The following is a 26,490-nucleotide window of genomic DNA, read 5'->3' on the forward strand; positions in this document are numbered from 1 at the left end:
TTGGTTATAAGTGCTGGCCGCGTTAATTATTGCAAGCACCGCCAAAAACTATTACTACACTTGAAACAGCAGGCCTGAAAGCCCCGGTGCCGGGGGCTTTGTTTGCAACGGGGGCTTGTATTCGAGCGGCCATCTGCCGTACGGTCGATGTATTGTTAGTGCAATGACTTTACAGTGGGCCACTTCAGTAGTTCACGAGGAATTCTGGCGGCGATCATGTCGGCAATTGAAACTGCACCCTCGAGTTTGGCGTACCCTCCGGTGCTCGACTTCGGTCAGCAACTGACCCACGAGCAACTTCGACAATCGGTTGATCACACCATGTCCCGCCATCAGGGCGGCCCGGTCTGGCTGTTTGCCTATGGCTCGCTGATCTGGCGACCGGAATGCAGCGCGGCCGAGCGCCGGCGCGCACGCGTGCATGGCTATCATCGCGGCCTGTACCTGTGGTCCCACGAGCACCGCGGCACTCCGGAGTGCCCGGGGCTGGTGTTCGGCCTGGACCGTGGTGGCTCGTGCAGCGGCTTTGCCTATCGGCTGCCCGAAGAGCGCCTGGAGGATTCATTGCTGGCGCTGTGGCAGCGCGAGATGCCGTACCCGGCGTACCGTCCGCACTGGCTCAACTGCCGCCTCGAGGACGGCAGCAAGGTGCAGGCACTGGGCTTCGTGCTGGAGCGGCACTTGCCGTGCTATGCCGGCAACCTGCCCGACACCTTGCTCAGCCATATCCTGGCCAGCGCCAAGGGTCGCTACGGCACCACCCGCGACTATGTCGAGCAGACCCTTTCGGCGCTGCGCACCCATGCCATGCCCGACCGCAACCTGGAGGCACGCTTCAAGCGTTGTCATTCGGCGGACAAGGCGTGAAGCCTGCGGTACCATCGCGCCCCTTATCAATGGACGTGTTGGGAATCAGGGATGAAACGCTGGCTTGGAATACTGTTGTGCTGGTGCTGCGCCGTGCAGGCCGAGCATGTGCCCACGTTCGCGCAGCCCCCGGCCCCGGTGTACCCGAGGGCCATGAGGCTGGTGGGCCTGGAGGGCGCTGTGCGCATCGGCTACCAGGTCGATTCGCGCGATGGCTCGGTCAGCCATGTAACCGTCAAGCACAGTGATCATGCGTTGTTCAGTGCGTCTGCAGAAGCGGCCATCGCAAAGGTGCGGTTCGAACCCTGGACGGTGGCCGCGGGCGAGCCGGTGAAAACCGATGTGGTGCAGAGCCTGCTCTTTCGCATGGATGAGCAGTCCATGGCGATGACCCTGGATGCCCAGGCCGCGTTGCCGCAGCTGCAGTGCAAGCTGTTCAGTTACTACCTGGCCACCTACCGTCAGATCCGCTCGCATCAGCCGCTGTGGCAGATGGACAGCGTGGCCACGTCCATCGGCCTGCTGGCCAGGACGTCACCCGCATCGCCCACCCTGCTGCAGTTCAAGCAGGCGCAGCAGGCGTTCGAGGCAGCGCTGCCGTCTATCGAGCGGCGCTGCGCCGGGCAGCCCGACCTGATGTTCATCGACGCCTGGCCGCAGCAACTGCGTGACCTTGCGCTCAAGCAGCTGTGAGAAGGAATGCCATGACAACACCACTTCCGGTCTTTACCTATTACCCCGGCAAGGTTCATTACATCGTGGCCAGCAGCGAGGCTTGCGTGTGCTGCGGGCAGGCGCGTGGTTACTTGTATGACGGCACGCTGTACACCGCGCACACACTCGAGGGCGATATCTGCCCGTGGTGCATCGCCGATGGTTCGGCGGCCAGGCGCTACGACGGCAGTTTCCATGATGTGTATGCGATGGGGGAGGCGGGCATAAAGCCTGAGGTGCTCGACGAGATCGCCTATCGCACGCCGGGCTATCCCACATGGCAGGACAGCCAGTGGATGCACCATTGCGGTGACGCCTGCGAGTTCCACGGGGACGCCAGCGCCGAGGACATCAGTGAGGCCACGCCGGCGACCCGGGAGCACTGGGCCGAGTACAACGGCATGACCGTGGAGGACTGGTCGTGGGCCGCGGTGGGGTATGCGCCGGGCGGGGATACCGGGTTCTACAAGTTCGTGTGCCGTGGGTGCAAGCAGGTGCTGCTGGCCTGGGACATGAGCTGACGTTCACGCCTCTATCGCGGGTCAAGTCCGCTCCCACAGGGCAGTGCGGGAGCGGGCTTGGCTATCGCACAGACACCACCAGCTTGCCCACCGCCTTGCGCCCCGCCAACTGCTCGATTGCAGCCCCGGCATCGGCCAGTGGGTAGGTCTGTGATACCAGTGGTTTCAGCTTGCCCTCGGCATGCCACGCAAACAGCTGCTTGAAGTTCGCGGCGTTATCCGCCGGCTGGCGCTGCGCGAACGCACCCCAGAACACCCCCAGTACCGCCGCGCCCTTGAGCAGCGTCAGGTTCACCGCCAACTGCGGGATCTGCCCGCTGGCGAACCCCACCACCAGCATCCGTCCGTTCCACGCCAGCCCGCGCACCGCCTGTTCGAACAGCTCGCCGCCCACCGGGTCGAAAACCACGTCCACGCCCTGGCCACCGGTCAGGCGCTTGATTTCCTCCTTGAGGCCGCTTTCGCTGTAGTTGATCAGCTCATCGGCACCGGCAGCCTTGGCCACGGCCAGTTTGTCGGCGCTGCTGGCCGCTGCGATCACCCGCGCGCCCAGGGCCTTGCCGATCTCCACCGCCGCCAGCCCGACCCCGCCCGACGCGCCCAGCACCAGCAGGGTTTCCCCGGCTTGCAACTGCCCGCGCTGGGTGAGCGCGTACATCGAGGTGCCGTAGGTCATGCCGAATGCGGCAGCCGTGGCGAAGTCCATGTGCGCCGGGATCGGCATCACGTTGTAGCCCGGCACCGCAATCTGCTCGGCAAAGCTGCCCCAGCCGGTCAGCGCCATCACCCGGTCGCCCACCTTCAACGGCCCGGCCTTTTCGCCCACCTCCAGCACTACCCCTGCTGCTTCGCCACCCGGCGAGAACGGCAGTGGCGGCTGGAATTGGTACTTGCCCTGGATGATCAGGGTGTCGGGAAAGTTGACCCCCGCCGCATGCACCTGCACCAGCACTTCATTGCGTTTGGGCACGGGGCTGGCGACCTCTTCGAGGACCAGGTCGCTGGCCGGACCATGGGCTTTGCACAACACGGCTTTCATCAGGGCTATTCCTTTGCGGGTGGTGGCCGATAAGTGTAGGTGGGCAGGGTGTCGGGTCAACGAGCATGCCCCGGCCTGATAAGCCGGCATAAGCCCGGGCTTGGGTTTGGCGAAGGCGCTGGGTATGCTGGCGCCAACTGTTTGAGGAGCGAATTGGTGAAAGCGTGGATCTTGATGGTACTGGCCCTGATGCTGCCAGCGGCGGCCATGGCCGAAGAAGCCAAGGACGGAGAGGGCGCGCCGAAGGTGTCGTACATCTCCCTGACCCCGCCACTGGTGGGCAACTATGCCCTTGATGGCGGCCCCAAGCTGCGCGTGTACAAGGCCGATGTGGCGTTGCGCGTGGACAACGATGTGGATGCGGCCGCGGTCAAGCACCACGAACCGCTGATCCGCAACCAGCTGGTGGCCCTGTTCACCCAGCAGAGCCTGGACGGCATGAGCAACGTCGAGGCCAAGGAACACCTTCGCCAGGAAGCCCTCAAGCAGGTGCAGCAGGTGCTCAACGGCGAAGAAGGCCGGCCGGTGGTGGCCGACCTGCTGTTCAACAACCTGATCGTGCAGTAGTCACGAGGCCAGGCTGCGGCGAAAGCGTGCCAGGGCGATCGCAAAGAACGCCAGGCCGATCGCCGCCAGCGCCAGCAGGTCCGGCCACACCACCGATGCGTCGGCGTCGCGGAACAGGATCGCGGCACCCAGGCTGACGAAGTGGGTGGAGGGTGACAGTTGCATCACCCACTGCAGCCATTGCGGCATGCTGTCCAGCGGCGTGCTGCCGCCCGACAGCAACAGCATCGGGATGATCACCGGGATCGCCAGCAAGCCGAACTGCGGGGTCGAGCGCGCCAGTGTGGCGAGGAAGATCCCCAGCGCGGTGCTGGCGAACAGGTACAGCGCGGTCACGCCCAGGAACAACCCCATGGAGCCGGCCAGCGGCACTCCCAATGCCCCCTTGACCACCACCTCCAGCGACACCCAGGTGCACAGCACCACCACCAGCGCGTTGCTGCCGATCTTGGCCAGCATGATTTCCAGTGCCGTCAGTGGCAGTACCAGCAGGTGGTCGAGGGTGCCATGCTCGCGTTCGCGCAGCAGCGCAGTGCCGGTCAGCACGATGGCCAGGATGGTGATGTTGTTGACGATCTGGATCACCGCCAGAAACCAGCCGCCCTCCAGGTTGGGGTTGAACAGCGCCCGTGGGCTCAGCAGCGCCGGGCTCTGCACGGCCTGCTTGGCGTAGTCGAGCAGCTCGCGTTCGAAGATCCGCCCGATGTAGCCGGCGCCCATGAACGCCTGGCTCATGGCGGTGGCGTCGACGTTCACCTGCAGTTCCGGGGTGCGCCCGGCCAGCAGGTCGCTCTGGAAGTTCACCGGGATATTGATCACGAAGGTGTACTGGCCGCTGTCCATGGCCTGGTCGAGCTGGTCGTAGGGCAGCGTCACCGCCGGCTGGAACTCCGGCGGTTGCAGCGCCTCGCCCAGCTTGCGTGAGACCAGGCTGTGGTCTTCGTCGACGATGGCCACGCTGGCGTTGTGCACGCCGATCACCGAGCCGGCGGCGGGCATGTAGATGGCCACGCTGAAGGCATACAGCAGAAACAGCAGCAGCACGCTGTCGTGGCGCAGGCTGGTCAGCTCCTTGAGACCGAGGCGGTAGATATGGGCCAGGCGCTGCATCAGACCTCCTGCTTTTTCAGCATGATCAGGCTCAGCCCGGTGAAGCCGGCGAAGAACCCGAACAGGGCCAGGCACTGCGGCCATAGTTCGCACAGGTCCAGGGCCTTGGTGAAGGTGCCGACGGCAATGTCGAGGAAGTAGCCGGCCGGGAACAGCTGGCCCATCAGTGCTGCCGCGCCATCGAGAGAAGAGCGCGGCACGATCAGCCCGGAGAACTGGATGGTCGGCAGGCTGGTGATGATCATGGTGCCCAGGATCGCCGCGATCTGGGTGCGGGTGAATGCCGAGATCAGCAGCCCCAGGCTGGTGGTGGCCAGCAGGTACAGCACCCCGCCGCAGGCCAGGGCCAGCGCGCTGCCCTTGAAGGGCACGCCGAACAGCCAGCGGTTCATCGCCACCAGCAACGCCAGGTTGACCAGGCTCACCAGCAGGTACGGGGCCTGCTTGCCGAGCAGGAACTCCAGGCGCGTGAGCGGCGTGGCGTAGAAGTTGGTGATCGAGCCCAGCTCTTTTTCACGCACGATGCCCAGTGCCGTGAGCATCGCGGGAATGAATGCCAGGATCAGCGCCATCACCCCGGGGCCGATGGCGTTCACGCTGATCACGTCCTGGTTGTAGCGAAAGCGGGTTTCAAGCTTTACCGCTGCCAGGCCTGGCTGTGCGCGGCTGCTCAGCGCGGCGAGCTGTTCGAGGTTGGCCTGGTGCACGGCCTCCACATAGTTGCGGCTGGTTTCGGCGCGAAACGGCATGCCGCCATCGAGCCAGGCCGCCACCACCGGCTGGCGCCCGGCATTCAGGTCGCGGCCAAAGCCGGGGGGAATCTCCAGCGCCAGCTTGATTTCCGAGCGTTGCAGGCGCTTGTGCAGTTGCGCGGCGTCGCGGATCGGCGCCTGCTCGGCGAAGTAGCGCGAGCCGCGAAACGCTTCCAGGTACAGACGGCTTTGCGGGCTCTGGTCCTGGTCGTAGACCGCGAATGCCAGGTTCTCCACGTCCAGCGAAATGCCATAGCCGAAGATCACCATCATGAACAGCGCACCGAGCAGGGCGAAGGCCAGGCGCACCTTGTCGCGCAGCAGCTCCTTGCCTTCGCGGGTGGCTACCGCGAACAGCCGCACGAAGCTGAAGCCGCTGCGGGGCGGCGGGCTGGCGGCTTCGGCGGTGGTGCTCACCGGTTGGGCCTCGGTCGGCGCCGGGCTGCTGTTCTGCGCCTGTTCCAGGCAGGTGACGAAGGCGTCTTCCAGGGTCTGGCCGCCGAACTGCTGTTGCAGCGCGGCCGGGGTATCGCAGGCCAGCACACGGCCGGCATGCATCAGCGAGATGCGATCGCAGCGCAGCGCCTCGTTCATGAAGTGGGTGGACAGGAAGATGGTCACGCCCTGCTCGCGGGACAGCTCGATCAGCAGGCGCCAGAAGTCGTCGCGTGCGGCCGGGTCGACGCCGGAGGTGGGTTCGTCGAGGATCAGCACTTCAGGCCGGTGCAGCACCGCCACGGCCAGCGACAGGCGCTGGCGCAGGCCCAGCGGCAGGGCGCCGGACTGCTGGTCGGCAATGTCGCCCAGGTCGAAGCGCTCGATCAGTTCGGCGATGCGCGGGGTGCTGTCGGCCTTGTTCAGGTCGAACAGGCGTGCGTGCAGCTCGAGGTTCTGACGCACGCTCAGTTCGCCATACAGCGAAAAGCTCTGAGACATGAAGCCGACGCGCTTGCGCGTGGCCAGGTCCTTGGCGTCGACCGGGCGGCCGAGCAGGGTGGCGCTGCCTTCGCTGGCCGGCATCAGGCCGGTGAGCACCTTCATGGTGGTGGTCTTGCCACAGCCGTTGGAGCCCAGGAAACCGAAGATCTCGCCACGGCCGATGGCGAAGCTGACCTTGTTCACTGCGGTGAAGTCGCCGAAGCGCAGGGTCAGTTCATGGGCCTCGATGGCGATGTCGCCGTCGTCGGCCGGGCGTGGCGGGATCACCAGCGGCGCCTGGGTGCGGCTGCGGTCATCCTGCTGCTGGCTCTGGTAGCAGGTGAAGGCGTCGTCCAGCTTGCCGCTGGCGGTGGCGCCGGCCAGCTCGCGGCTCAGCCCCTGGGCGATCAGGCGACCACGGTCGAGCATCAGACAGTGCTCGAACTGTTCGGCCTCTTCCATGTAGGCGGTGGCCACCAGCAGGGTCAGTTGCGGACGCTCGCCGCGCACCTGCTCCACCAGCTCCCAGAAGCGCCGGCGCGACAGCGGGTCGACGCCGGTGGTGGGCTCGTCGAGAATCAGCAGGTCGGGCTCGTGGATCAGTGCGCAGCACAGCCCGAGTTTCTGCTTCATGCCCCCGGAGAGCTTGCCTGCCGGGCGCTCGGCAAAGCGTTCCAGGTCGGTGGCCAGCAGCAGCGCGTGCATGCGCGTGTCGCACTCGGAACGGCTCAGGCCGAACAGCGTGGCGAAGAAGCGGATGTTCTCGCTGATCGACAGCTCTGGGTACAGGTTGCCGCCCAGGCCCTGGGGCATGAAGGCGATGCGCGGGTACAGGCTGTTGCGGTGGCGGCGCTGGCGGATCGAGCCGTCCAGCACCTGCAACTCGCCCTGTTGCAGCTTCTTGACCCCGGCAATCAGCCCCAGCAGGCTCGACTTGCCCGCACCGTCCGGGCCGATCAGGCCGCAGCGGGTGCCTGCCGGCAGTTCAAAGCAGATGTTTTGCAGGGCCTCGAGGGAGCCGTAGCGGTGGCTGATGCCACGCGCCTGCAGCGCCAGGGCCGTCATTGCAGGTTGGCCGGCCAGTCCACGGGGGCGCTACGCACATAGCCGGCGCCGGGCATGCCCGGCTTGGCCTGGGGCACCGCGCTGGGCTCGGTCAGGCGCAGCTTGACGCGAAACACCAGCTTCTGGCGCTCGTCACGGGTTTCCACCTGCTTGGGGGTGAACTGCGCCTTGGCTGCCACGAAGCTGATCTTGGCCGGCAGCGCGCGGTCGGGCAGGGCATCGAGCACGATGCGCGCCTGGTCGCCCACGGTCAGTTTGCCGGTGGTGGAGGCGGGCAGATAGAGGTTCATGTACTGGTCGCTGGGGTCGATCAGCAGCAGTACGCGCCCGCCGGCCCCGAGCACTTCGCCCGGTTCGGCCAGACGCAGCTGGATCACGCCATCGATGGGCGCGCGCAGGCTGCTGTCGTCGATTTCGCTGGTGAGCTGGGCCACCTGGGCCTCGGCGGCACCGATGGCGGCCTTGATTGCCGCGAGTTGCGCTCGCGCTGCCACCACGGCTGAATTGCTGGTGTCGTAGCGGGCCTGCTGCTGGTCGAGCAATTGCTGGCTGGAGTACTTGCGCTGGAACAGTTCGCGCACGCGCTTGAGTTCCTGGCTGGCCAGCAGCTGTTCGCTCTGGCGCAGCTGCACGGTGGCCTGGGCGGCCGCGTAGTTCTCGCGGGCACGCAGCACTTCGGCTTCGGCCTGGTTGCGCTGGGCCTCCATGGTGCGGGTGTCGATGCGCGCCAGCAGTTGGCCCTTGTGCACCACGTCGCCCTCGTCGGCCAGCACTTCGGCCAAGCGCCCCGGCACTTTGGTGGCGATCTGCACCTCGGTGGCCTCAAGGCGACCGTTGCCCATGCTCAGGCCTTCGGGCAGACGGTCGTGCATGGACTTCCAGTAGCCCAGGCCGCCGGCTGCCACCAGCAGCGCAATCAGCGCGCCGGCAAAGAGTTTGGGGGTGTGTTGGCTCATCGACATGCACCTGCATCCTGCTGCGTTTGACGTCAGAGTCTGACGTTTTGCCTACCGTGGCGGGTTGATACGTATCAAACGAGTGGGCATCTTACGCGAAATTAACGTAGTGCGAGCACCGCGGCCCATTGTTCGTCCGTCACCGGCATCACCGACAGGCGGCTGCCCTTCTGTACCAGTGGCAGTTCGGCCAGTGCCGCCTGTTGCTTGAGGTAGCCAAGGCCCAGCACCTTGCGCATGGTTTCCACATGCTCTACGTCCACTGCGCTCCACGGGTTCTTCTCGGCGCTTGCCTTGGCGTCGAAGTAGTGGCTCTCGGGGTCCAGTGCGGTGGGGTCGGGGTAGGCGGCGGTGGTGATGCGGGCAATACCGGCGATGCCGGGCTCGGGGCAGCTGGAGTGGTAGAAGAAGAACAGGTCGCCCACCGCCATGGCGCGCATGAAGTTGCGCGCCTGGTAGTTGCGCACCCCGTCCCAGCGCGCCTGGCCGAGGCGGGCGAGGTCTTCGATCGAAAGCTCGTCGGGCTCGGATTTCATCAGCCAGTAGGCCATCGTTGACGCTCCAGACAAAGTTTGAAATAACCTGTTGCATGAAACCGACAGCCGGTTGGCGTCAACGTTTGCGTGTGGCACCAGGTTGTCGGAGAATGCGCGCATTTTAAGCTTGACGCTGCTGCACGGCATAATAAAAACCGTTGCTGTCATCGTGATGAGTTTGCCTGAGGGGGGCAATCGATGAATCGCAAACCGGATTTGCTCTGGGTGCTCGTTTTTCTGTTTGGCCTGGGTGTGGTCACCACCGGCTATGCACAAAGCCTGTGGGAACAGAAACTCGAAACAGCCGCCTACGAGATGCCGGCCGCCCCGACCCCCGTCAAGCGTTGAGCCTTGCGGCGCCCGTTTCAGGGTGCCAGGTACCACCCCCTGTCCGATACCGTGCCCTGCAGCGGCACGTCCCAACTGGCCTGGGCCAGTCGTTCCACTTTCTGGCATTCGTGCGCCAGCCCCAGCAGCAGGGGTTTCTTCCAGGCCTTGCGCCGCCCCTGGTACGCCAGGCTGCGGTCATAGAACCCGCCGCCCATGCCCAGTCGCCCACCCGTCTCGTCGAAACCCACCAGCGGCAGCAGGATCAGGTCCAGTGCCCAGGTGGGTCGCTGGCGTGTGAGGTTGATGCGTGGTTCGGGGATGCGGAAGCGGTTGGGGCGCAGTTTTTCACCGTGCTCGAAGCGCTGGAAGGCCATGCGGGTTCTGGGCCAGGCGTGCAGCACCGGCAGGTAGGTATGCTTGCCTCGACGTTGAGCTTCGCGCAGCAGCAGGCGCGGGTCGATCTCGCTGTCGTTGGGCAGGTACAGGGCAATGTGCCGGGCACGACGAAACAGCGGGTGCTGCGCCAGTTGCCGGTACAGACCGCGCGCGGCACGGCGCTGTTCGGCCGGGCTGAGGGCACGGCGGGCATCACGGAGCAGACGACGAAGTTGGGGGCGGGTAAGCGGCGCGGTGTCGGTCATGGCACGGGCGGTCCCTGGGGCGACTGCCACGCAGGGGTGGCAGTGCATGTGCGTGCGCCGCTGGGTGGGCGCAGGCTGGAGAATTCAGGCTCCCCGACGAACCGCTGTCGGTGTAGCCCTTGAACCCGAAAGTTCAAGGTGGAGATTACAGGAGGCGTTAAGGCTTTCCGTCAAGCGGACATGCACACCGGCCCCACGTGCAACCCCCGTGGTTGTGCGTATCGGCTCAGGGACATGACCGACTGGCAAGCACTCCAGGGAGTGGTCGGAGTATACCCGAAACTCAGGCCGGTTTTGAACCCGCGTCGTCGGCCAATGCCTGATCGACACGTTCGAGCAGGTCGCGCACCTGTTCACGGGTGGCACCGCCGGTGGGCGCCTGCGGGCGCTCCTGATTGTGCAGCAGGTCGTGGGTGATGTTCAGCGCCGCCATCACCGCGATACGGTCGGCGCCGATCACCTTGCCGCTGCTGCGGATCTCGCGCATCTTGCTGTCCAGGTAGCGCGCTGCGCTGACCAGGTTGCTGCGCTCTTCCGGCGGGCAGATGATCGAATACTCCTTGTCGAGGATCTGAACGGTGACGCTATTGCTTGAACTCATGAGTCTTGCTCCAGGGCCTTGAGCCGCGAAATCATCGATTCGACCTTACGCCGGGCGATCTCGTTTTTTTCGATGAGGTGGGCGCGCTCCTCGCGCCAGGATTTTTCCTGAGCTAATAGGAGTGCATTTTGCCGCTTTAGTTGCTCGACACGTTCGATCAACAGCTCGAATCGGCCCATCAGCGCTTGCAGGTCGTTCTCTGGCATGACGTGCCACTCGCTTTTGTCAGACGGGTCTTACCCGCTCATTAAGTTCCGGCATGCCCCGAATTGGCGGCGTCGATGGTCTTGGCGCGCCTGCCGGTGCTAGGATACAAGGCCTTCATTCTAGTCATTGCGCCGTCTGGCGCCTAGCTGCCCATGCCCATTACGAATTCGCCATACACCGCTTTTGCCACCTTGCTCACCAGCAACGGTCACCCTGTTTCGCCTGCCGAGCTTCACGGCTTGTTGCTCGGGCGCAGCTGCGCCGGCGCCGGCTTCGATGCCGACGGCTGGTTGGCCGATGCGGCCCACCTGCTGGAAGTCGATCCTGTAGACAATGTTCGTAACGCTTTGATCGGCCTGCAGGAGATGGTCAAGGGCGAACTCACCGGCGAAGAAGTCACCGTCGTGCTGTTGCTGCCCACCGACGATGCCCCGCTGACCGAGCGTGCCATCGCCCTGGGCGAGTGGTGCAAAGGCTTCCTGTACGGCTTCGGCCTCAACTCGGCAGGCCTGAGCCTGAGTGCCGAAGCCAAGGAAGTGCTGGGTGACCTGGACGCCATTTCCCAGGTCCAGGATGCACTGGAAGAATCCGAAGACGGCGAAAGCGACTATATGGAAGTGATGGAGTACCTGCGCGTCGCACCGATGCTGCTGTTCTCCGAGCTGGCCAAGCCACAGGCGCCTGCGCCCAAGCCTTCCTTGCACTAAATGCCGAACAGGGGTTCCTCGTGCCAATAGCCCATATCCCCAAAGCGGAGTATGCCCGTCGTCGCAAGGCGCTGATGGCGCAGATGGAACCCAACAGCATTGCCATCCTGCCCGCGGCCGCGGTGGCCATTCGCAACCGCGACGTGGAGCATGTGTACCGCCAGGACAGCGACTTCCAGTACCTCAGCGGCTTCCCGGAGCCCGAGGCGGTGATTGCGCTGATCCCCGGCCGCGAGCACGGTGAGTACGTGCTGTTCTGCCGCGAGCGCAACCCCGAGCGCGAGCTGTGGGACGGCCTGCGCGCTGGCCAGGAAGGCGCGATACGCGAATACGGCGCGGACGATGCGTTCCCCATCACCGACATCGACGACATCCTGCCGGGCCTGATCGAAGGCCGCGACCGGGTGTACTCGGCCATGGGCAGCCACCCCGAATTCGACCGCCACCTGATGGAGTGGATCAACGTGATCCGCTCCAAGGCCAACCTCGGCGCCCAGCCACCGAACGAGTTCGTTGCGCTGGATCATCTGCTGCACGACATGCGCCTGTATAAATCGGCCACGGAAGTGAAGGTGATGCGCGAGGCCGCGGCGATTTCGGCACGCGCCCATGTGCGGGCCATGCAGGCCTGCCGCGCCGGGTTGCACGAATACAGCCTGGAGGCCGAGCTGGACTACGAGTTCCGCAAGGGCGGGGCGAAGATGCCGGCCTACGGCTCGATCGTGGCATCGGGTCGCAACGCCTGCATCCTGCATTACCAGCAGAACGACGCCCTGCTCAAGGACGGCGACCTGGTACTGATCGACGCCGGGTGCGAGATCGACTGCTACGCCAGCGACATCACCCGCACCTTCCCGGTCAGCGGGCGCTTCTCGCCGGAGCAGAAAGCGATCTACGAGCTGGTGCTCAAGGCCCAGGCTGCAGCCTTTGCCGCGATTGCACCGGGCAAGCACTGGAACCATGCCCACGAGGCCACCGTGCAGGTGATCACCGAAGGGCTGGTGGAGCTGGGGCTGCTCAAGGGCGACGTGCCGGCGCTGATCGAGGCCGAGGCCCATCGGGCCTTCTACATGCACCGCGCCGGTCACTGGCTGGGGCTGGATGTGCACGACGTCGGCGAGTACAAGGTCGCCGACCAGTGGCGCGTGCTGGAGCCGGGCATGGCCCTGACGGTGGAGCCGGGCATCTACATTGCTGCCGACAACCAGAGCGTCGCGAAGAAGTGGCGCGGTATCGGCGTACGAATCGAGGACGACGTAGTGGTGACCAAGCAGGGCTGTGAAATCCTGACCTCCGGCGTACCGCGCACGGTGGCCGAAATCGAAGCATTGATGGCGGCTGCACGCAGCCACGCCGCATGAGCCGGGTCAACCTTGCCATCATCGGTGGCGGCCTGGTCGGTGCCAGCCTGGCGCTGGCCCTGCAGGCCGGGGCCAGGGCGCGTGGCTGGAAGATCCTGCTGATCGAGCCGTTCGCCCCCGGCGACAGCTTCCAGCCCAGTTACGACGCACGGTCCTCGGCGCTTTCCTACGGCACCCGGCAGATCTACGAGCGTCTGGGCCTGTGGCAGCCGATCAGCCGCCGCGCCGAACCGATCCGCCAGATCCAGGTGTCCGACCGTGGCCGCTTTGGCGCCACCCGCCTGGACGCCCTGGAAGAAGGCGTGCCGGCACTCGGCTACGTGGTCGAGAACGCCTGGCTCGGCCAGTGCCTGTGGCAGGGGCTGGATGCCGAGGTGGTGACTTGGCGCTGCCCGGCGCAGGTCAGCGCGATGCAGCCGCTGGCCGACGGCTACCGCCTGACACTGGATGACGACACCACGGTGGACTGCGACCTGGCGGTACTGGCCGACGGCGGGCGTTCCGGGCTGCGCGAGCAGTTGGGCATCCACGTCAGCCAGCGTCCGTACAACCAGAGTGCGCTGATCGCCAACATCACCCCGAGCGAGGCCCATTGCGGGCAGGCGTTCGAACGCTTCACCGATGACGGCCCGATGGCCTTGCTGCCGCTGCCGGAAAACCGCTGCGCGCTGGTCTGGACCCGTGCCGGAATGGATGCCAGACGGCTGGCCGAGATCGACGAGCGAGCCTTCCTGGCCGAGCTGCAAGGCGTGTTCGGCTACCGTCTGGGCACCTTGCGCCAGGTGGGCGCGCGTCACCTCTACCCGCTGTCGCTGGTAGAGGCCCAGGAGCAGGTGCGCTCGCACCTGGTGGTGCTGGGCAACGCCGCGCACAGCCTGCATCCGATTGCCGGGCAGGGTTTCAACCTGTCGCTGCGCGACGTGCAGTCGCTGGCCGACGGTCTGCTGGCCGGGCCCGAAGTACCAGGCGACCTGGCGACCCTGCAGGCCTACCGCGAGCGCCAGCGCCTGGACCAGGACCTGACCGTGGGCTTCTCCGACAAGGTCACGCGGTTGTTCGGCAGCGGCCAGCCGTTGCTCGCCACCGGGCGCAACCTGGGCCTGCTGGGCCTGGACCTGCTGCCCCCGGCCAAGCGCTGGTTCGCCCGCCAGGCCATGGGCCTGGGTACACGCCCGGACCAGCCTGGCCAATGACCCCTTCTTCTCTTTATCGGGCTTGAAAGCATGGAAATGCGCGCAGATCTGTTGATTGTCGGTGCCGGAATGGTCGGTAGCGCCCTGGCCCTGGCCTTGCAGCACAGTGGCCTGGACATCCTGCTGCTCGACGGCAGCCCCCTGACGGTCAAGCCGTTCGATGCACAGGCGCCCTTCGAGCCGCGAGTCAGCGCGCTGTCGATGGCCAGCCAGCGCATCCTCGAGCGCGTGGGCGCCTGGCAGCACATCCGCGAGCGGCGCCTGAGCCCGTATTCGGACATGCACGTGTGGGACGGCAGCGGCACCGGGCAGATCCACTTTTCGGCCGCCAGCGTGCACGCCGAGGTGCTCGGCCACATCGTCGAGAACCGCGTGGTGCAGGACGGTCTGCTGCAGCGCCTGCACGACAGCGAGATCGGCCTGCTGGCCAACGCCCGCCTGGAGCAGATGCGCCGCAGTGGCGACGACTGGCTGCTGACCCTGGCCGATGGCCGCACCCTGCGCGCGCCGCTGGTGATTGCGGCTGACGGCGCCAACTCGGCGGTGCGCCGCCTGACCGGCTGCCAAACCCGTGAGTGGGACTACCTGCACCACGCCATCGTGACCAGCGTGCACTGTGCCGAGCCGCACCAGGCCACAGCCTGGCAGCGCTTCACCGATGACGGCCCGCTGGCGTTTCTGCCACTGCTGCGCGACGGCCAGCAGCACTGGTGCTCCATCGTGTGGTCGACCACGCCTGCGCAGGCCGAGCGCCTCATGGCCCTGCCGGACGAAGCCTTCTGCGCCGAGCTGGAGCGGGCCTTCGAGGGCCGCCTGGGCACGGTGCTGGCGGCCGACCCACGGCTGTGCGTACCGCTGCGCCAGCGCCATGCCAAGCGCTACGTGGCCGAGGGCCTGGCGTTGATCGGCGATGCGGCACATACCATTCACCCGCTGGCCGGGCAGGGCGTGAACCTTGGCTTTCTGGACGCGGCGGTGCTGGCCGAAGTGCTGCAGCATGCCCATGAGCGCGGCGAGCGCCTGGCCGACGTGCGCGTGCTGAGCCGCTACGAACGACGGCGCATGCCGCACAACCTGGCCTTGATGGCCGCAATGGAGGGCTTCGAGCGACTGTTCCAGGCCGACCCGCTGCCGCTGCGCTGGCTGCGCAACAGTGGCCTGAAGTGGGTGGAGCAACTGCCGGAGGCCAAGGCGCTGTTCGTGCGCCAGGCGCTGGGGCTGAGCGGCGACCTGCCGGAGCTGGCACGGGCCTGAGGCGGCACCGCAACATCTGGTAACTCCTCCCTTGGCAGTTCGGTTGAGAAGGCAAATGGCATTCACTACCATTTGCGCCTCTCCCGCATTCCGAGGACCGCCTTCATGTTGCCACGCAAGCATCTACTCGCCGCCCTGGCGCTCACCCTGCTGGGCGGTACCGCACAGGCGGCGGACGAGGTGGTGGTGTATTCCTCGCGCATCGACGAGCTGATCAAGCCGGTATTCGATGCCTACACCAAGGAAACCGGGGTCAAGGTCAAGTTCATCACCGACAAGGAAGCGCCGTTGATGCAGCGCATCAAGGCCGAGGGCAGCAACGCCACCGCCGACCTGCTGCTGACCGTGGATGCCGGCAACCTCTGGCAGGCCGAGCAGATGGGTATCCTGCAGCCGATCAAGTCGGCCGTGATCGACGCCAACATTCCCCCGCAGTATCGCGCTTCGTCCCATGACTGGACCGGCCTGAGCCTGCGCGCGCGGACCATTGCCTACGCCACCGACCGGGTCAAGCCCGAGGAGCTGAGCACCTACGAGGCGCTGGCCGGCAAGGAATGGGAAGGGCGCTTGTGCCTGCGTACCGCCAAGAAGGTCTACAACCAGTCGCTGACCGCGACCCTGATCGAAACCCACGGCGCCGAGAAGACCGAAGAGATCCTCAAGGGCTGGGTGAACAACCTGTCCACCGACGTGTTCTCGGATGACGTGGCAGTGCTCAAGGCCATCGAGGCCGGGCAGTGCGACGTGGGCATCGTCAATACCTACTACTATGGCCGCCTGCACAAGGAGCAGCCGCAACTGCCGATCAAGCTGTTCTGGCCCAACCAGGCCGACCGTGGCGTGCACGTCAACCTGTCGGGCATCGGCTTGACCCGGCACGCGCCGCACAAGGAGGCCGCGATCAAGCTGGTGGAGTGGATGACCGGGCCGCAGGCGCAGAAGATCTTCGCCGATGTGAACCAGGAGTTCCCGGCCAACCCCAAGGTGGAACCTTCGGCAGAAGTGGCGGCGTGGGGCAAGTTCAAGGCCGACAGCCTGCCGGTGGAAGTGGCGGGCAAGCGTCAGGCTGAAGCGATTCGCCTGATGGATCGGGCTGGCTGGAACTGAGCGCAAGGCTTTATTCTTGCGGGGCCCCTGTCGGGGCCCATCGCGGGTCAAGCCCGCTCCTACAGGGATCACCGTGGCCCTTGTGGGAGCGGGCTTGACCCGCGATAGACCGCAACGCGGTCGCTCTCACCTTCTCCAGAGATCTCCCCCCGTGTCACACCCCGCCCAACGCCGCTGGTACCCCCTGGTCTTCACCGTCTGCGCGCTGGTGCTGCTGCCGCTGAGCGTGCTGGTGCTGTCGTGGCAGAGCATCGACCTGCAGATCTGGTCGCACCTGCTCGACACCCAGATGAGCCGCCTGTTGGGCAACACCCTGACCTTGATCCTCGGCGTGGGCGTCGGCGTCACCGTGCTGGGCGTGAGCCTGGCCTGGCTCACCAGCCTGTGCGAATTCCCCGGCCGACGCTGGCTCGACTGGGCATTGATGCTGCCCTTCGCCATCCCCGCCTATGTGCTGGCGTTCGTCTTCGTCGGTTTGCTGGACTTCTCCGGCCCGGTGCAAACCCTGCTGCGCGAATGGTTCGGCCCCATGCGCCTGCCGCGCGTGCGCTCCACCGGCGGTGTGATCATCGTGCTGGTGCTGGTGTTCTACCCCTATGTCTACCTGCTGGCACGTACCGCCTTCCTGGCCCAGGGCAAGGGCCTGATGGAAGCAGCGCGGGTGCTCGGGCAATCGCCGCTGCAAGCCTTCTGGCGCGTGGCCCTGCCCATGGCGCGGCCGGCGATCGGCGCGGGCGTGGCGCTGGCGCTGATGGAAACCCTGGCCGACTTCGGCGCGGTGGCCGTGTTCAACTTCGACACCTTCACCACCGCCATCTACAAGACCTGGTACGGCTTCTTCAGCCTCTCCAGCGCCGCCCAGCTCGCCAGCCTGTTGCTGCTGGCCGTCATGCTGGTGCTGTACGGCGAGCGCCGGGCCCGCGGTGCGGTACGCAGCAGCAACGAGAGGCCCCGGGTGGCGGCGCTGTACCACCTGCACGGGGTCAAGGCGCTGGCTGCCAGCAGCTGGTGCCTGCTGGTGTTCGCCTGCGCGTTCGTTATCCCGGTGCTGCAGTTGCTGGTGTGGTTCTGGCAGCGCGGGCGTTTCGACCTCGACGAGCGCTATGGCGCGCTCATCCTGCATACCCTGTACCTGGGCGCCATGGCTGCGCTGATCACCGTGGCGGTGGCACTGCTGCTGGCGTTTGCCCGACGTCAGGCCCCCACCCGTGTGGTGCGCGCCGGGGTCAGCCTGGCCAACCTGGGCTACGCCTTGCCCGGCTCGGTATTGGCGGTGTCGATCATGCTGGCCTTCAGTTACCTCGACAACCAGCTGGTGGTGCCGCTTTCGAGCTGGCTTGGCGGTGCCGGCCGGCCACTGCTGATGGGCAGCCTGGCGGCACTGCTGCTGGCCTATCTGGTGCGCTTCATTGCCGTGGCCTACGGCCCCTTGGAAAACAGCCTGGGGCGCATCCGGCCCTCGCTGCCGGAGGCCTCGCGCAGCCTCGGGGTCAGCGGCCCGCGATTGTTTTTCAAGGTGTATCTCCCGCTGCTGGTGCCGGGTGCGCTGAGCGCGGCGCTGCTGGTGTTCGTCGATGTGCTCAAGGAGATGCCCGCCACCCTGCTGATGCGCCCGTTCGGTTGGGACACCCTGGCGGTGCGGGTATTCGAGATGACCAGCGAGGGCGAGTGGTCGCGTGCCTCGCTGCCGGCGTTGACGCTGGTGCTGGTGGGGCTGCTGCCGGTCATCGGTTTGATAAGGCGTTCGGCGCGTCACCCGGGTCAGAGTCACTGAGGGTGTAAGGCTGCGCCCTTGCGGCTACAATGCGCGGCATTCGCTGCGGCCGATCAGCACCGGGTAGCTGAAACGCTGCCCTCAGCCGCAGCCTCGCCACGCCCGGAAGGAGAAACCCATGGGACAGCGTACGCCTCTTTATGACCTGCACCTGGCGCTTGGCGCCAAGATGGTCGATTTTGGCGGTTGGGACATGCCCCTGCATTACGGCTCGCAAGTCGAGGAGCACCACCAGGTGCGCCGCGACTGCGGGGTCTTCGATGTCTCGCACCTCACCGTGATCGATGTGCACGGCGCCCAGGCCACGCCCTGGCTGCGCTGGTTGCTGGCCAACGATGTGGCCAGCCCGAATGCCCACGGCAAGGCCCTGTACAGCACCCTGCTCAACGAACAGGGCGGTGTGATCGACGACCTGCTGGTCTACCGCACCGACGACGGCTACCGCCTGGTGGCCAACGCCGCCACCCGCGACAAGGACCTGGCCTGGCTGCAGGCCCATATCGGCGACTACGACGTGCAGGTGCGCGAGCGTCCCGAACTGTCGATCTTCGCTGTGCAGGGCCCGCATGCGCGGGACAAGTTGGCCGAACTGGTGAGCAGTGACCGTGCGGCGCTGATTCGTGAACTGGCCCCCTTCGAAGGCCGCAGCAGTGGCGACTGGTTCATCTCGCGTACCGGCTACACCGGCGAAGACGGCCTGGAGATCACCCTGCCGGCAGAGCAGGCCCCGGCGTTCTTCAACGACCTGGTCGGCGCCGGTATTGCCCCCAGCGGGCTGGGCGCGCGCGATACCTTGCGCCTGGAAGCGGGCATGACGCTGTACGGACAGGACATCGACGAGGCACACTCGCCACTGACCTCCAACCTGGCCCACAACATCGCCCTGGAACCGGCCGACCGCGACTTCATCGGACGCCGTGCGCTGGAGGCCGAACAGGCCGCAGGCGTGCAGCTGAAACTGGTCGGCCTGGTGCTCGAGGAACGCGGTGTACTGCGTGCGCATCAGGTGGTGCGAATCGCACAGATTGGCGAAGGGGAGATCACCAGTGGTAGTTTCTCTCCTACGCTGAGCAAGGCGATTGCCCTGGCCCGCGTGCCGGTGGCTACCGCCGACCGCGCCGAGGTGGAAATTCGCGGCAAGTGGTACCCGGTACGGGTGGTCAAGCCGACCTTCGTGCGCCAGGGCAAGATCCTGATCTGAATTCATTCCGGCGGGCCGACCGCTGACCTGTTGAGGAAAGACACTATGAGCAATATCCCCGCCGACCTGCGTTTTGCCGAGAGCCACGAGTGGGCCAGGCTGGAAGCCGACGGTACCGTCACCGTGGGCATCAGCGACCACGCCCAGGAAGCCCTGGGCGACGTGGTATTCGTCGAACTGGCCGAGGTCGGCAAGGTGTTCGCGGCCAAGGATGCCGCCGGGGTGGTGGAGTCGGTGAAAGCCGCTTCGGATATCTACGCGCCGGTCAGCGGCGAAGTGATCGCGGTCAACGAAGACCTCAGCGACAGCCCTGAGAACCTGAACAACGATCCTTACGCCAGCTGGATCTTCAAGCTCAAGCCGTCCAACCCGGCAGAGCTGGAGCAGTTGCTGGACGCCGCCGGCTACAAGGCCGCCATCGGCGAGTAGTTTTTCCCGCACGAACGGCAATCCCTTCCTAGACTCAATAAGCCTCGACCCCTCGAGGCTTGGTCTTGGAAGAGAGAGCCGCTATGTCCCAGTCGCCGTCCCTGAGCCAACTGCAGGATCCCAACCCGTTCCTGCGTCGTCATCTTGGCCCGGATGCGGCCGAGCAGCAGGCGATGTTGCAGGCCCTGGGCCTGAGCAGTCGCAGTGAACTGATCGAGCAGACCGTCCCGCCGGGCATTCGCCTGAACCGCCCGCTGGAACTGCCCCCGGCGCTTGATGAACAGGCCGCCCTGGCAAAACTGCGCGGTTACGCCGAGCAGAACCAGGTGTGGACCAGCCTGATCGGCATGGGGTACCACGCTACCCTGACGCCCACGGTGATCCTGCGCAACGTGCTGGAGAACCCCGGCTGGTACACCGCCTATACGCCGTATCAGCCGGAGATCGCCCAGGGTCGCCTGGAGGCGCTGCTCAATTACCAGCAGATGGTCATCGACCTGACCGGGCTGGACCTGGCCAATGCCTCGCTGCTCGACGAAGCGACGGCCGCTGCCGAAGCCATGGCTCTGGCACGGCGCATGGCCAAGTCGCGCAGCAATGCGTTCTTCGTCGATGAACATTGCCACCCGCAGACCCTGTCCGTATTGCAGACCCGCGCCGAGGGCTTCGGCTTCGAGCTGATCGTCGATGGGCTGGACAACCTGGACAAGCACCGGGTGTTCGGCGCGCTGCTGCAATACCCCAACACCCACGGCGGGGTGCACGACCTGCGCCCGGCCATCGAGCAGCTGCATGCCCAGCAGGCGCTGGCCTGCGTCGCCGCCGACCTGCTGAGCCTGGTGCTGTTGACCCCGCCGGGCGAGCAGGGCGCCGACGTGGTGCTCGGCTCGACCCAGCGCTTTGGCGTGCCCATGGGCTACGGCGGCCCGCACGCGGCCTACTTTGCCTGCCGCGACGACTTCAAGCGCGCCATGCCAGGGCGCATCATCGGCGTTTCCAAGGACGCGCGCGGCAACCTGGCGCTGCGCATGGCCCTGCAGACCCGCGAACAGCACATCCGCCGCGAGAAGGCCAACTCCAACATCTGCACCGCGCAGGTGCTGCTGGCCAACATCGCCGGGTTCTATGCCGTGTACCACGGGCCCGAAGGGCTCAGGCGCATCGCCCAGCGGGTGCACCGGCTCACGGTGATCCTGGCTGCCGGCCTGCAAGCCAAGGGGCTCAAGCGCTTGAACGAGCACTTCTTCGACACCCTGACCCTGGACGTCGGCGGCAGCCAGACCGCGATCATCCAGAGCGCCGAGGCCGCACAGATCAACCTGCGCATCCTGGGCCGCGGGCACCTGGGCGTAAGCCTGGATGAAACCTGCGACGAGGCCACGGTGCTGCGCCTGTTCGGCATCTTTCTGGGCGCCGACCATGGGCTGAGCGTGGCCGAGCTGGATGCCCAGGCGCAGCACAGCGGCATCCCCGACGCCTTGCAGCGCCAGTCGGCGTTTCTGACGCACCCGGTGTTCAACCTGCACCACAGCGAAACCGAGATGCTGCGTTACCTCAAGCAGCTGGAGAACAAGGACCTGGCCCTCAACCAGTCGATGATCCCGCTGGGCTCGTGCACCATGAAGCTCAACGCCAGCAGCGAGATGATCCCCATCACCTGGCCGGCCTTCGCCAACCTGCACCCGTTCGCGCCGCTCACCCAGGCCCAGGGCTATACCGCGATGATCGACGAGCTGGAGCGCTGGCTGTGCGCGATCACCGGTTTCGATGCCATCTGCATGCAACCCAACTCCGGTGCCCAGGGTGAATACGCGGGGCTGCTGGCGATCAGCAAGTACCACCGCAGCCGCCAGCAGGGTCAGCGCGATATCTGCCTGATCCCGGCCTCGGCGCACGGCACCAACCCGGCGTCTGCGCAGATGGCCGGCATGCAGGTGGTGATCGTGGAATGCGATGTGGCGGGCAACGTCGACCTGGCCGACCTCAAGGCCAAGGCCCAGGCGGCAGGTGAGCGTCTGGCCTGCCTGATGGCCACCTACCCGTCGACCCACGGTGTGTACGAGGAAGGCATCAGTGAGATCTGCGAGGTTATCCACAGCCACGGTGGCCAGGTGTACATGGATGGCGCCAACCTCAATGCCCAGGTCGGGTTGGCGCGGCCGGCGGACATCGGTGCCGATGTATCGCACATGAACCTGCACAAGACCTTCTGCATTCCCCATGGCGGTGGCGGGCCGGGCATGGGCCCGATCGGCGTGCGTGCACACCTGGCACCGTTCGTGGCCAGCCATCCGGTGGTGCCGGTGCCCGGGCCCGACCCGCAGAACACCGCGGTCAGTGCGGCGCCCTGGGGCAGTGCGAGCATCCTGCCGATCAGCTGGATGTACATCGCCATGATGGGGCCGCAACTGGCCGATGCCAGCGAGGTGGCGATCCTGTCGGCCAATTATCTGGCCCAGCAGTTGGGCGGGGCGTTCCCGGTGCTGTACCGCGGGCGCAATGGGCGGGTGGCGCATGAGTGCATCCTCGACCTGCGGCCCTTGAAGACGCTGACCGCCATCACCGAAGAGGATGTGGCCAAGCGCCTGATGGACTACGGGTTCCATGCGCCGACCATGTCGTTCCCGGTGCCGGGCACCTTGATGGTGGAGCCGACCGAGAGCGAGTCCAAGGCCGAGCTGGACCGCTTCGTGGAGGCGATGCTGAAGATTCGGGCCGAGATTGCAGAGGTGCAGAACGGCAACTGGCCAGCCGAGGACAACCCGCTCAAGCGGGCGCCGCATACCTTGGCGGATGTTCTGGGGGTGTGGGAACGACCTTACTCGATCGAACAGGGTGTTGCGCCGAGCCACCATGCGCGGCTGCACAAGTACTGGCCGGCGGTGAACCGGGTGGACAACGTGTACGGGGACCGCAACCTGTTCTGTGCGTGTGTGCCGGTGGAGGATTATCGCTGAGGCCAGGGCCTCGTGGCCGACAAGGCTGGCTCCTGTAGGAGCCGGCATTGCCGGCGAGGTGATTACTCGGTCACGGCATTCTGCGCCAGGATCGCATTGGCCAGCTCCATGTCGCTGACCTGCAGCCCTGGCTGCTCGGCACGCACACGCTGCATGGCAGCCTCAAGATACGGCCCGCTGATCTGGCCGTTGCTGGCCACATAGCTGCTGGCATCTTCCTGCGCCGCCACCACCAGCTTGTGGTCCTTGAAGGTCAGGTAGGTGGAGCCGGTGGTGGCACCGGACGAAATCACATCACGCCAGAAGCCATCAGCCATCGCCGAGCCAACCGGCAGCGACAACAAGGCAAGGGTGGCAACCGCAAGTTTGACGCGCATGGGGCTTACTCCAGTGTGGGGGCTATTATGGTGCGTTGGATCGTGATTTCCCCAGGCAAGTTCCCCAGGGCCTACGGTGCGGGGCCAACCTGCAGTATCGCGCCGTCCTGCGACAGCACTTGCACCGGGGTGCCCACCGGCAGGTCCGGCCCGCGGACCATCCACACCCCGTCGCCGACCTTGATCTTGCCGCGACCGCCCACGATGGCCTCCTGCACCACGAAGGTCCGGCCGATCAGTTCCTGGCCGCGCATGTTCAGCCCCGGCGCATCGCTGGGGCTGGCATTGCTGCGCTGACGGTGCCACCAGAACACTGCGGTGAATACCGACAGCAGGCCGAACAGCAGGAACTGCAAGGTCCACGGCAGCTGCGGGACGACGAAGGTAATCACGCCCACGCCCGCCGCCGCCACCCCGATCCACAGCAGGTAGCCGCCGGCGCCGAACACCTCCAGGATCAGCAGCAGCGTACCGAGCGCCAGCCAGTCCCAGAACGACAGGTGTTGCAGGTAGTCCCACATGCTCAGCCCTTCTTGCCGTCGAAGGTGGCCCGCACGATCTCGCCGATGCCGCCGACGGCGCCGATCACCTGGCTGGCTTCCAGCGGCATCAGCACCACCTTGCTGTTGTTGGCCGAGGCCAGCTTGCCCAGCGCGTCGACGTATTTCTGCGCCACGAAGTAGTTGATGGCCTGCACATTGCCGTTGGCGATGGCCTCGGACACCACCTGGGTGGCGCGGGCTTCGGCTTCGGCCTGGCGCTCGCGGGCCTCCGATTCCAGGAAGGCCGCCTGACGCTCACCCTCGGCCTCGAGGATCTGCGCCTGTTTCTTGCCTTCGGCGGTGAGGATGGCAGCCGCCCGCAGGCCCTCGGCTTCGAGGATCTGCGCACGCTTGACCCGCTCGGCTTTCATCTGCCCGGACATGGCGGCCATCAGGTCGGCCGGCGGGCTGATGTCCTTGATCTCGATACGGGTGATCTTGATGCCCCACGGTGCGGTGGCTTCATCCACGGTGCGCAGCAGGCGCTCGTTGATGGCGTCGCGCTGGCTGAGCATGGCGTCCAGTTCCATGGAGCCGAGCACGGTACGGATGTTGGTCTGCAGCAGGTTGCGGGTGGCGTGCTCGAGGTTGTTGACCTCGTAGGCGGCCTGCGCCGTGTTGACCACCTGGAAGAAGCACACCGCATCGATCTGCACGGTGGCGTTGTCGGCGGTGATGACTTCCTGCGGCGGGATGTCCAGCACGCTTTCCATCATGTTGATCTTGCGCCCGATGCGGTCCATCACCGGCACGATGATGTTGAGGCCCGGCTTGAGGGTGGTGGTGTAGCGGCCAAAGCGTTCCACGGTCCACTGGAAACCCTGCGGCACCACCTTGAACCCCATGAACACCAGCGCCAGGGCCAGGCCCACGAATAACAGCATTACCATTCCGATTTGCATGACGTTTCCTTGGTCAGCAGGACTGAAAGTGCGCAAGCTTGGCATGTGGTCAGCTGTGCAGGCCAGCGCCGGATCATTTCATTTCATGCAGTAACGCGAATCACTTCTGTCAGTGTAGTCAGCCCTGCGGCGACTTTTTGCGCGCCGCTGGTGCGCAGGCTGCCCAGCCCCTCGGCCCGGGCCTGGCGGCGCAGGTTTGCCAGGTCGACGTCGCCCGACAGCTGCTCGCGCAGGCGTGGGCTCACAGGCAGCAGCTCGAACAGGCCGGTGCGGCCCCGGTAGCCGGTGTACCGGCAATCGCGGCAGCCTTCAGCCTGGCAGGTAGCGGTGGGCAGCGGCGCCTGCGGGTCGAGTTCGCGCCAGTGCGCCATGTCGAGCGGCTGCGCCACCTTGCACGCCGGGCACAGCGTGCGCACCAGGCGCTGGGCCAGCACGCCGACCAGCGTGGCACGGATCAGGTACGGCGCGATGCCCAGTTCCAGCAGGCGCCCGACGGCGCCGCAGGCATCGTTGGTGTGCAGGGTCGAGAGCACCAGGTGGCCGGTGAGCGCGGCCTGGATCGCCACCTGCGCGGTGTCGGCATCGCGGATCTCGCCGATCATGATGATGTCCGGGTCCTGGCGCAGCAGCGCACGCACACCGTTGGCAAAGCCCAGGTCGATGCCGGGCTGCACCTGCATCTGGTTGAAGGCCGGCTCGAGCTGTTCGATCGGGTCTTCGAGGGTGCACAGGTTGACCTGTGGCGTGGCCAGTTGCTTGAGGGTGGCGTACAGGGTGCTGGTCTTGCCCGAGCCGGTCGGCCCGGTCACCAGGATGATGCCGTGGGGCTGGCGCAGCATCGCCTGCCAGTGCTGCAGCGCCTCGCCGTCCAGGCCTAGCTGGGTGAAGTCCTGGTGCAGCAGGTGCGGGTCGAAGATACGCAGTACCAGTTTCTCGCCGAACGCGGTGGGCAGGGTGGCCAGGCGCAGCTCGACCTCGGCGCCGGCGGCCGAGCGGGCCTTGATGCGGCCATCCTGCGGGCGGCGCTTTTCCGCGACGTTCATGCGCCCCAGGCTCTTGAGCCGGCTGACCACCGCCAGGGTCACTGCCGGCGGGAACTGGTAGGCCGGGTGCAGCAGGCCGTCGATGCGCAGGCGCAGGTGGCCCTGGTCGCGGCGCGGCTCGATGTGGATATCGCTGGCGCGCTGCTCGAAGGCGTACTGCAACAGCCAGTCGACGATGCCGACGATGTGCGTCTCGTTGGCATCGACGTCGCCTGCGCTGTTGCCCAGGTCAAGCAGTGCCTCGAGGCTGGCGCCTTCGGGCCCGGGCACGGCCTGCTGGCTGGCACCACTGACCGAGTGGGCCAGGCGAAACACCGCCTGGCTCAGCTCACGGATCTGCACCGGGCTGGCCAGCACCCGCTGCACCCTGCGTTGCAGCACCTGCCCAAGGTCGCGCTCCCAGCTGCGTACGTAGGGCTGGGCGCTGGCGACGGTCACCGTGTGGGCATCCACCGCGATGGCCAGAATCTGGTGACGCCGCGCGAATGCGGCCGACATCAGCCCGCCGAGGCTGGCTGCCTGCAGTGCCAGGGGGTCGATGCGCACATGGCGCTGGCCGGCCTGGCGGCCCAGCCATTCGCCCAGGGCATCGAGGTCCAGGGTATGGCCGGGGCGTTGCAGGTCGTTCAGGCCGCGTCGGGCGATGCGCTCCAGCGGATGTGTGGGTTCATTGGCGGCCTGCGGCCAGGGGCGCGCACAGGCGGGGCTGATGCGTTGCTGGGCGAGCAGTTCGGCGAGCAGGGTGTCGAGGTCGAGCCAGCGATCGGGCGGCGTGGCGGGCATGGGGCTTCCTTGCGAAGGTCGGACGGCCAGCCAAGG

At 66.1% G+C, this 26,490-nt stretch carries 26 protein-coding genes and 1 other RNA gene; 14 read left to right on the top strand and 13 right to left on the bottom strand.

The features are described 5' to 3' along the window. Positions 1-216: 216 nt before the first annotated feature. The 3 genes from DN388_RS17500 to DN388_RS17510 are packed head-to-tail and all read left to right on the top strand — an operon-like array spanning position 217 to position 2,102. Positions 217-867 (top strand): gamma-glutamylcyclotransferase, encoded by a 651-nt coding sequence (locus tag DN388_RS17500; protein WP_043863394.1) that lies wholly within the window; start codon positions 217-219, stop codon positions 865-867. Positions 868-918: 51 nt separating this feature from the next. Continuing rightward, positions 919-1,560, top strand: a complete 642-nt coding sequence (locus tag DN388_RS17505) for an energy transducer TonB (RefSeq protein ID WP_116052406.1) — start codon at positions 919-921, stop codon at positions 1,558-1,560. Positions 1,561-1,571: 11 nt separating this feature from the next. After that, complete coding sequence (locus DN388_RS17510) at positions 1,572-2,102, top strand: CbrC family protein (RefSeq protein WP_043863396.1); 531 nt, start codon at positions 1,572-1,574, stop codon at positions 2,100-2,102. Between the two features lie 61 nt (positions 2,103-2,163). Here the strand turns inward: DN388_RS17510 and DN388_RS17515 are convergent, their stop codons facing one another. Next, a complete protein-coding gene (locus DN388_RS17515) occupies positions 2,164-3,141 on the bottom strand; it encodes an NADPH:quinone oxidoreductase family protein (RefSeq protein WP_255001386.1) in 978 nt (325 codons plus the stop codon). 156 nt (positions 3,142-3,297) lie between these two features. Between DN388_RS17515 and DN388_RS17520 the strand changes: the two genes are divergently transcribed. Continuing rightward, on the top strand, positions 3,298-3,708 hold the full coding sequence (locus DN388_RS17520; RefSeq protein WP_054915500.1) for a flagellar basal body-associated protein FliL: 411 nt from the start codon (positions 3,298-3,300) through the stop codon (positions 3,706-3,708). Here the strand turns inward: DN388_RS17520 and DN388_RS17525 are convergent, their stop codons facing one another. From DN388_RS17525 to DN388_RS17540, 4 genes are all read right to left on the bottom strand, one after another. After that, the gene (locus DN388_RS17525; RefSeq protein WP_043863399.1) at positions 3,709-4,818 is read right to left on the bottom strand and encodes an ABC transporter permease; all 1,110 of its coding nucleotides are present in this window, start codon (positions 4,816-4,818) and stop codon (positions 3,709-3,711) included. Continuing rightward, on the bottom strand, positions 4,818-7,553 hold the full coding sequence (gene rbbA, locus DN388_RS17530) for a ribosome-associated ATPase/putative transporter RbbA (RefSeq protein WP_255001388.1): 2,736 nt from the start codon (positions 7,551-7,553) through the stop codon (positions 4,818-4,820). The genes DN388_RS17525 and rbbA overlap by 1 nt, the downstream gene beginning before the upstream one ends. Further along, the gene (locus DN388_RS17535; protein ID WP_080922916.1) at positions 7,550-8,509 is read right to left on the bottom strand and encodes an HlyD family secretion protein; all 960 of its coding nucleotides are present in this window, start codon (positions 8,507-8,509) and stop codon (positions 7,550-7,552) included. Before DN388_RS17535 ends, rbbA begins: the two co-directional genes overlap by 4 nt. Before the next feature lie 101 nt (positions 8,510-8,610). Continuing rightward, positions 8,611-9,060 carry an EVE domain-containing protein gene (locus DN388_RS17540; protein WP_088514621.1) on the bottom strand — a complete coding sequence of 150 codons (450 nt, stop codon included), beginning with the start codon at positions 9,058-9,060 and terminating at the stop codon, positions 8,611-8,613. Between the two features lie 210 nt (positions 9,061-9,270). Here DN388_RS17540 and DN388_RS17545 point away from each other — a divergent pair, with 210 nt between their 5' ends. Beyond that, on the top strand, positions 9,271-9,393 hold the full coding sequence (locus DN388_RS17545) for a hypothetical protein (RefSeq protein WP_255001640.1): 123 nt from the start codon (positions 9,271-9,273) through the stop codon (positions 9,391-9,393). A gap of 17 nt (positions 9,394-9,410) precedes the next feature. Here the strand turns inward: DN388_RS17545 and DN388_RS17550 are convergent, their stop codons facing one another. From DN388_RS17550 to DN388_RS17565, 4 genes are all read right to left on the bottom strand, one after another. Then, positions 9,411-10,016, bottom strand: coding sequence for a 5-formyltetrahydrofolate cyclo-ligase (locus tag DN388_RS17550; RefSeq protein ID WP_210014695.1), 606 nt, complete (start codon positions 10,014-10,016; stop codon positions 9,411-9,413). Between the two features lie 86 nt (positions 10,017-10,102). Continuing rightward, positions 10,103-10,280, bottom strand: a non-coding RNA gene (gene ssrS / locus DN388_RS17555) — 6S RNA. A 19-nt stretch (positions 10,281-10,299) separates the two neighbouring features. Next, positions 10,300-10,617, bottom strand: coding sequence for a cell division protein ZapA (locus tag DN388_RS17560; protein ID WP_043863404.1), 318 nt, complete (start codon positions 10,615-10,617; stop codon positions 10,300-10,302). Beyond that, positions 10,614-10,823 carry a TIGR02449 family protein gene (locus DN388_RS17565; protein WP_043863405.1) on the bottom strand — a complete coding sequence of 70 codons (210 nt, stop codon included), beginning with the start codon at positions 10,821-10,823 and terminating at the stop codon, positions 10,614-10,616. Before DN388_RS17565 ends, DN388_RS17560 begins: the two co-directional genes overlap by 4 nt. A 153-nt stretch (positions 10,824-10,976) precedes the next feature. On the opposite strand from DN388_RS17565, the gene DN388_RS17570 reads away from it, so the two are divergent. From DN388_RS17570 to gcvP, 9 genes are all read left to right on the top strand, one after another. Further along, entirely contained in the window at positions 10,977-11,531 is a 555-nt protein-coding gene (locus DN388_RS17570) for a YecA family protein (RefSeq protein ID WP_043863406.1), read from the top strand. Between the two features lie 26 nt (positions 11,532-11,557). Then, a complete protein-coding gene (pepP, locus tag DN388_RS17575) occupies positions 11,558-12,892 on the top strand; it encodes a Xaa-Pro aminopeptidase (protein ID WP_043863469.1) in 1,335 nt (444 codons plus the stop codon). Next, entirely contained in the window at positions 12,889-14,085 is a 1,197-nt protein-coding gene (gene ubiH, locus DN388_RS17580) for a 2-octaprenyl-6-methoxyphenyl hydroxylase (RefSeq protein ID WP_116052403.1), read from the top strand. The genes pepP and ubiH overlap by 4 nt, the downstream gene beginning before the upstream one ends. A 36-nt stretch (positions 14,086-14,121) precedes the next feature. After that, complete coding sequence (locus DN388_RS17585; RefSeq protein ID WP_168186836.1) at positions 14,122-15,339, top strand: 2-octaprenyl-3-methyl-6-methoxy-1,4-benzoquinol hydroxylase; 1,218 nt, start codon at positions 14,122-14,124, stop codon at positions 15,337-15,339. A 105-nt stretch (positions 15,340-15,444) separates the two neighbouring features. Then, a complete protein-coding gene (locus tag DN388_RS17590) occupies positions 15,445-16,446 on the top strand; it encodes an extracellular solute-binding protein (RefSeq protein WP_043863409.1) in 1,002 nt (333 codons plus the stop codon). Between the two features lie 151 nt (positions 16,447-16,597). Further along, complete coding sequence (locus DN388_RS17595) at positions 16,598-18,220, top strand: iron ABC transporter permease (RefSeq protein ID WP_196932021.1); 1,623 nt, start codon at positions 16,598-16,600, stop codon at positions 18,218-18,220. Between the two features lie 118 nt (positions 18,221-18,338). Then, positions 18,339-19,421: a glycine cleavage system aminomethyltransferase GcvT gene (gene gcvT, locus DN388_RS17600; RefSeq protein ID WP_043863411.1), complete on the top strand. Its 1,083-nt coding sequence runs from the start codon at positions 18,339-18,341 to the stop codon at positions 19,419-19,421. 45 nt (positions 19,422-19,466) lie between these two features. After that, the gene (gene gcvH / locus DN388_RS17605) at positions 19,467-19,850 is read left to right on the top strand and encodes a glycine cleavage system protein GcvH (protein ID WP_043863412.1); all 384 of its coding nucleotides are present in this window, start codon (positions 19,467-19,469) and stop codon (positions 19,848-19,850) included. A gap of 83 nt (positions 19,851-19,933) precedes the next feature. Continuing rightward, a complete protein-coding gene (gene gcvP / locus DN388_RS17610) occupies positions 19,934-22,807 on the top strand; it encodes an aminomethyl-transferring glycine dehydrogenase (protein WP_255001402.1) in 2,874 nt (957 codons plus the stop codon). A 62-nt stretch (positions 22,808-22,869) separates the two neighbouring features. Here the strand turns inward: gcvP and DN388_RS17615 are convergent, their stop codons facing one another. From DN388_RS17615 to DN388_RS17630, 4 genes are all read right to left on the bottom strand, one after another. Next, positions 22,870-23,184: a DUF2388 domain-containing protein gene (locus tag DN388_RS17615; RefSeq protein WP_043863414.1), complete on the bottom strand. Its 315-nt coding sequence runs from the start codon at positions 23,182-23,184 to the stop codon at positions 22,870-22,872. Between the two features lie 71 nt (positions 23,185-23,255). Next, positions 23,256-23,705, bottom strand: coding sequence for an NfeD family protein (locus DN388_RS17620; protein WP_054915507.1), 450 nt, complete (start codon positions 23,703-23,705; stop codon positions 23,256-23,258). A gap of 2 nt (positions 23,706-23,707) precedes the next feature. Continuing rightward, on the bottom strand, positions 23,708-24,628 hold the full coding sequence (locus DN388_RS17625) for an SPFH domain-containing protein (RefSeq protein WP_043863416.1): 921 nt from the start codon (positions 24,626-24,628) through the stop codon (positions 23,708-23,710). Positions 24,629-24,711: 83 nt separating this feature from the next. Continuing rightward, the gene (locus DN388_RS17630) at positions 24,712-26,454 is read right to left on the bottom strand and encodes a GspE/PulE family protein (RefSeq protein WP_054915508.1); all 1,743 of its coding nucleotides are present in this window, start codon (positions 26,452-26,454) and stop codon (positions 24,712-24,714) included. Between the last annotated feature and the right edge of the window lie 36 nt (positions 26,455-26,490).

Source organism: Pseudomonas sp. S12(2018) (assembly GCF_024355235.1).
GTDB classification, from domain to species: domain Bacteria; phylum Pseudomonadota; class Gammaproteobacteria; order Pseudomonadales; family Pseudomonadaceae; genus Aquipseudomonas; species Aquipseudomonas palmensis.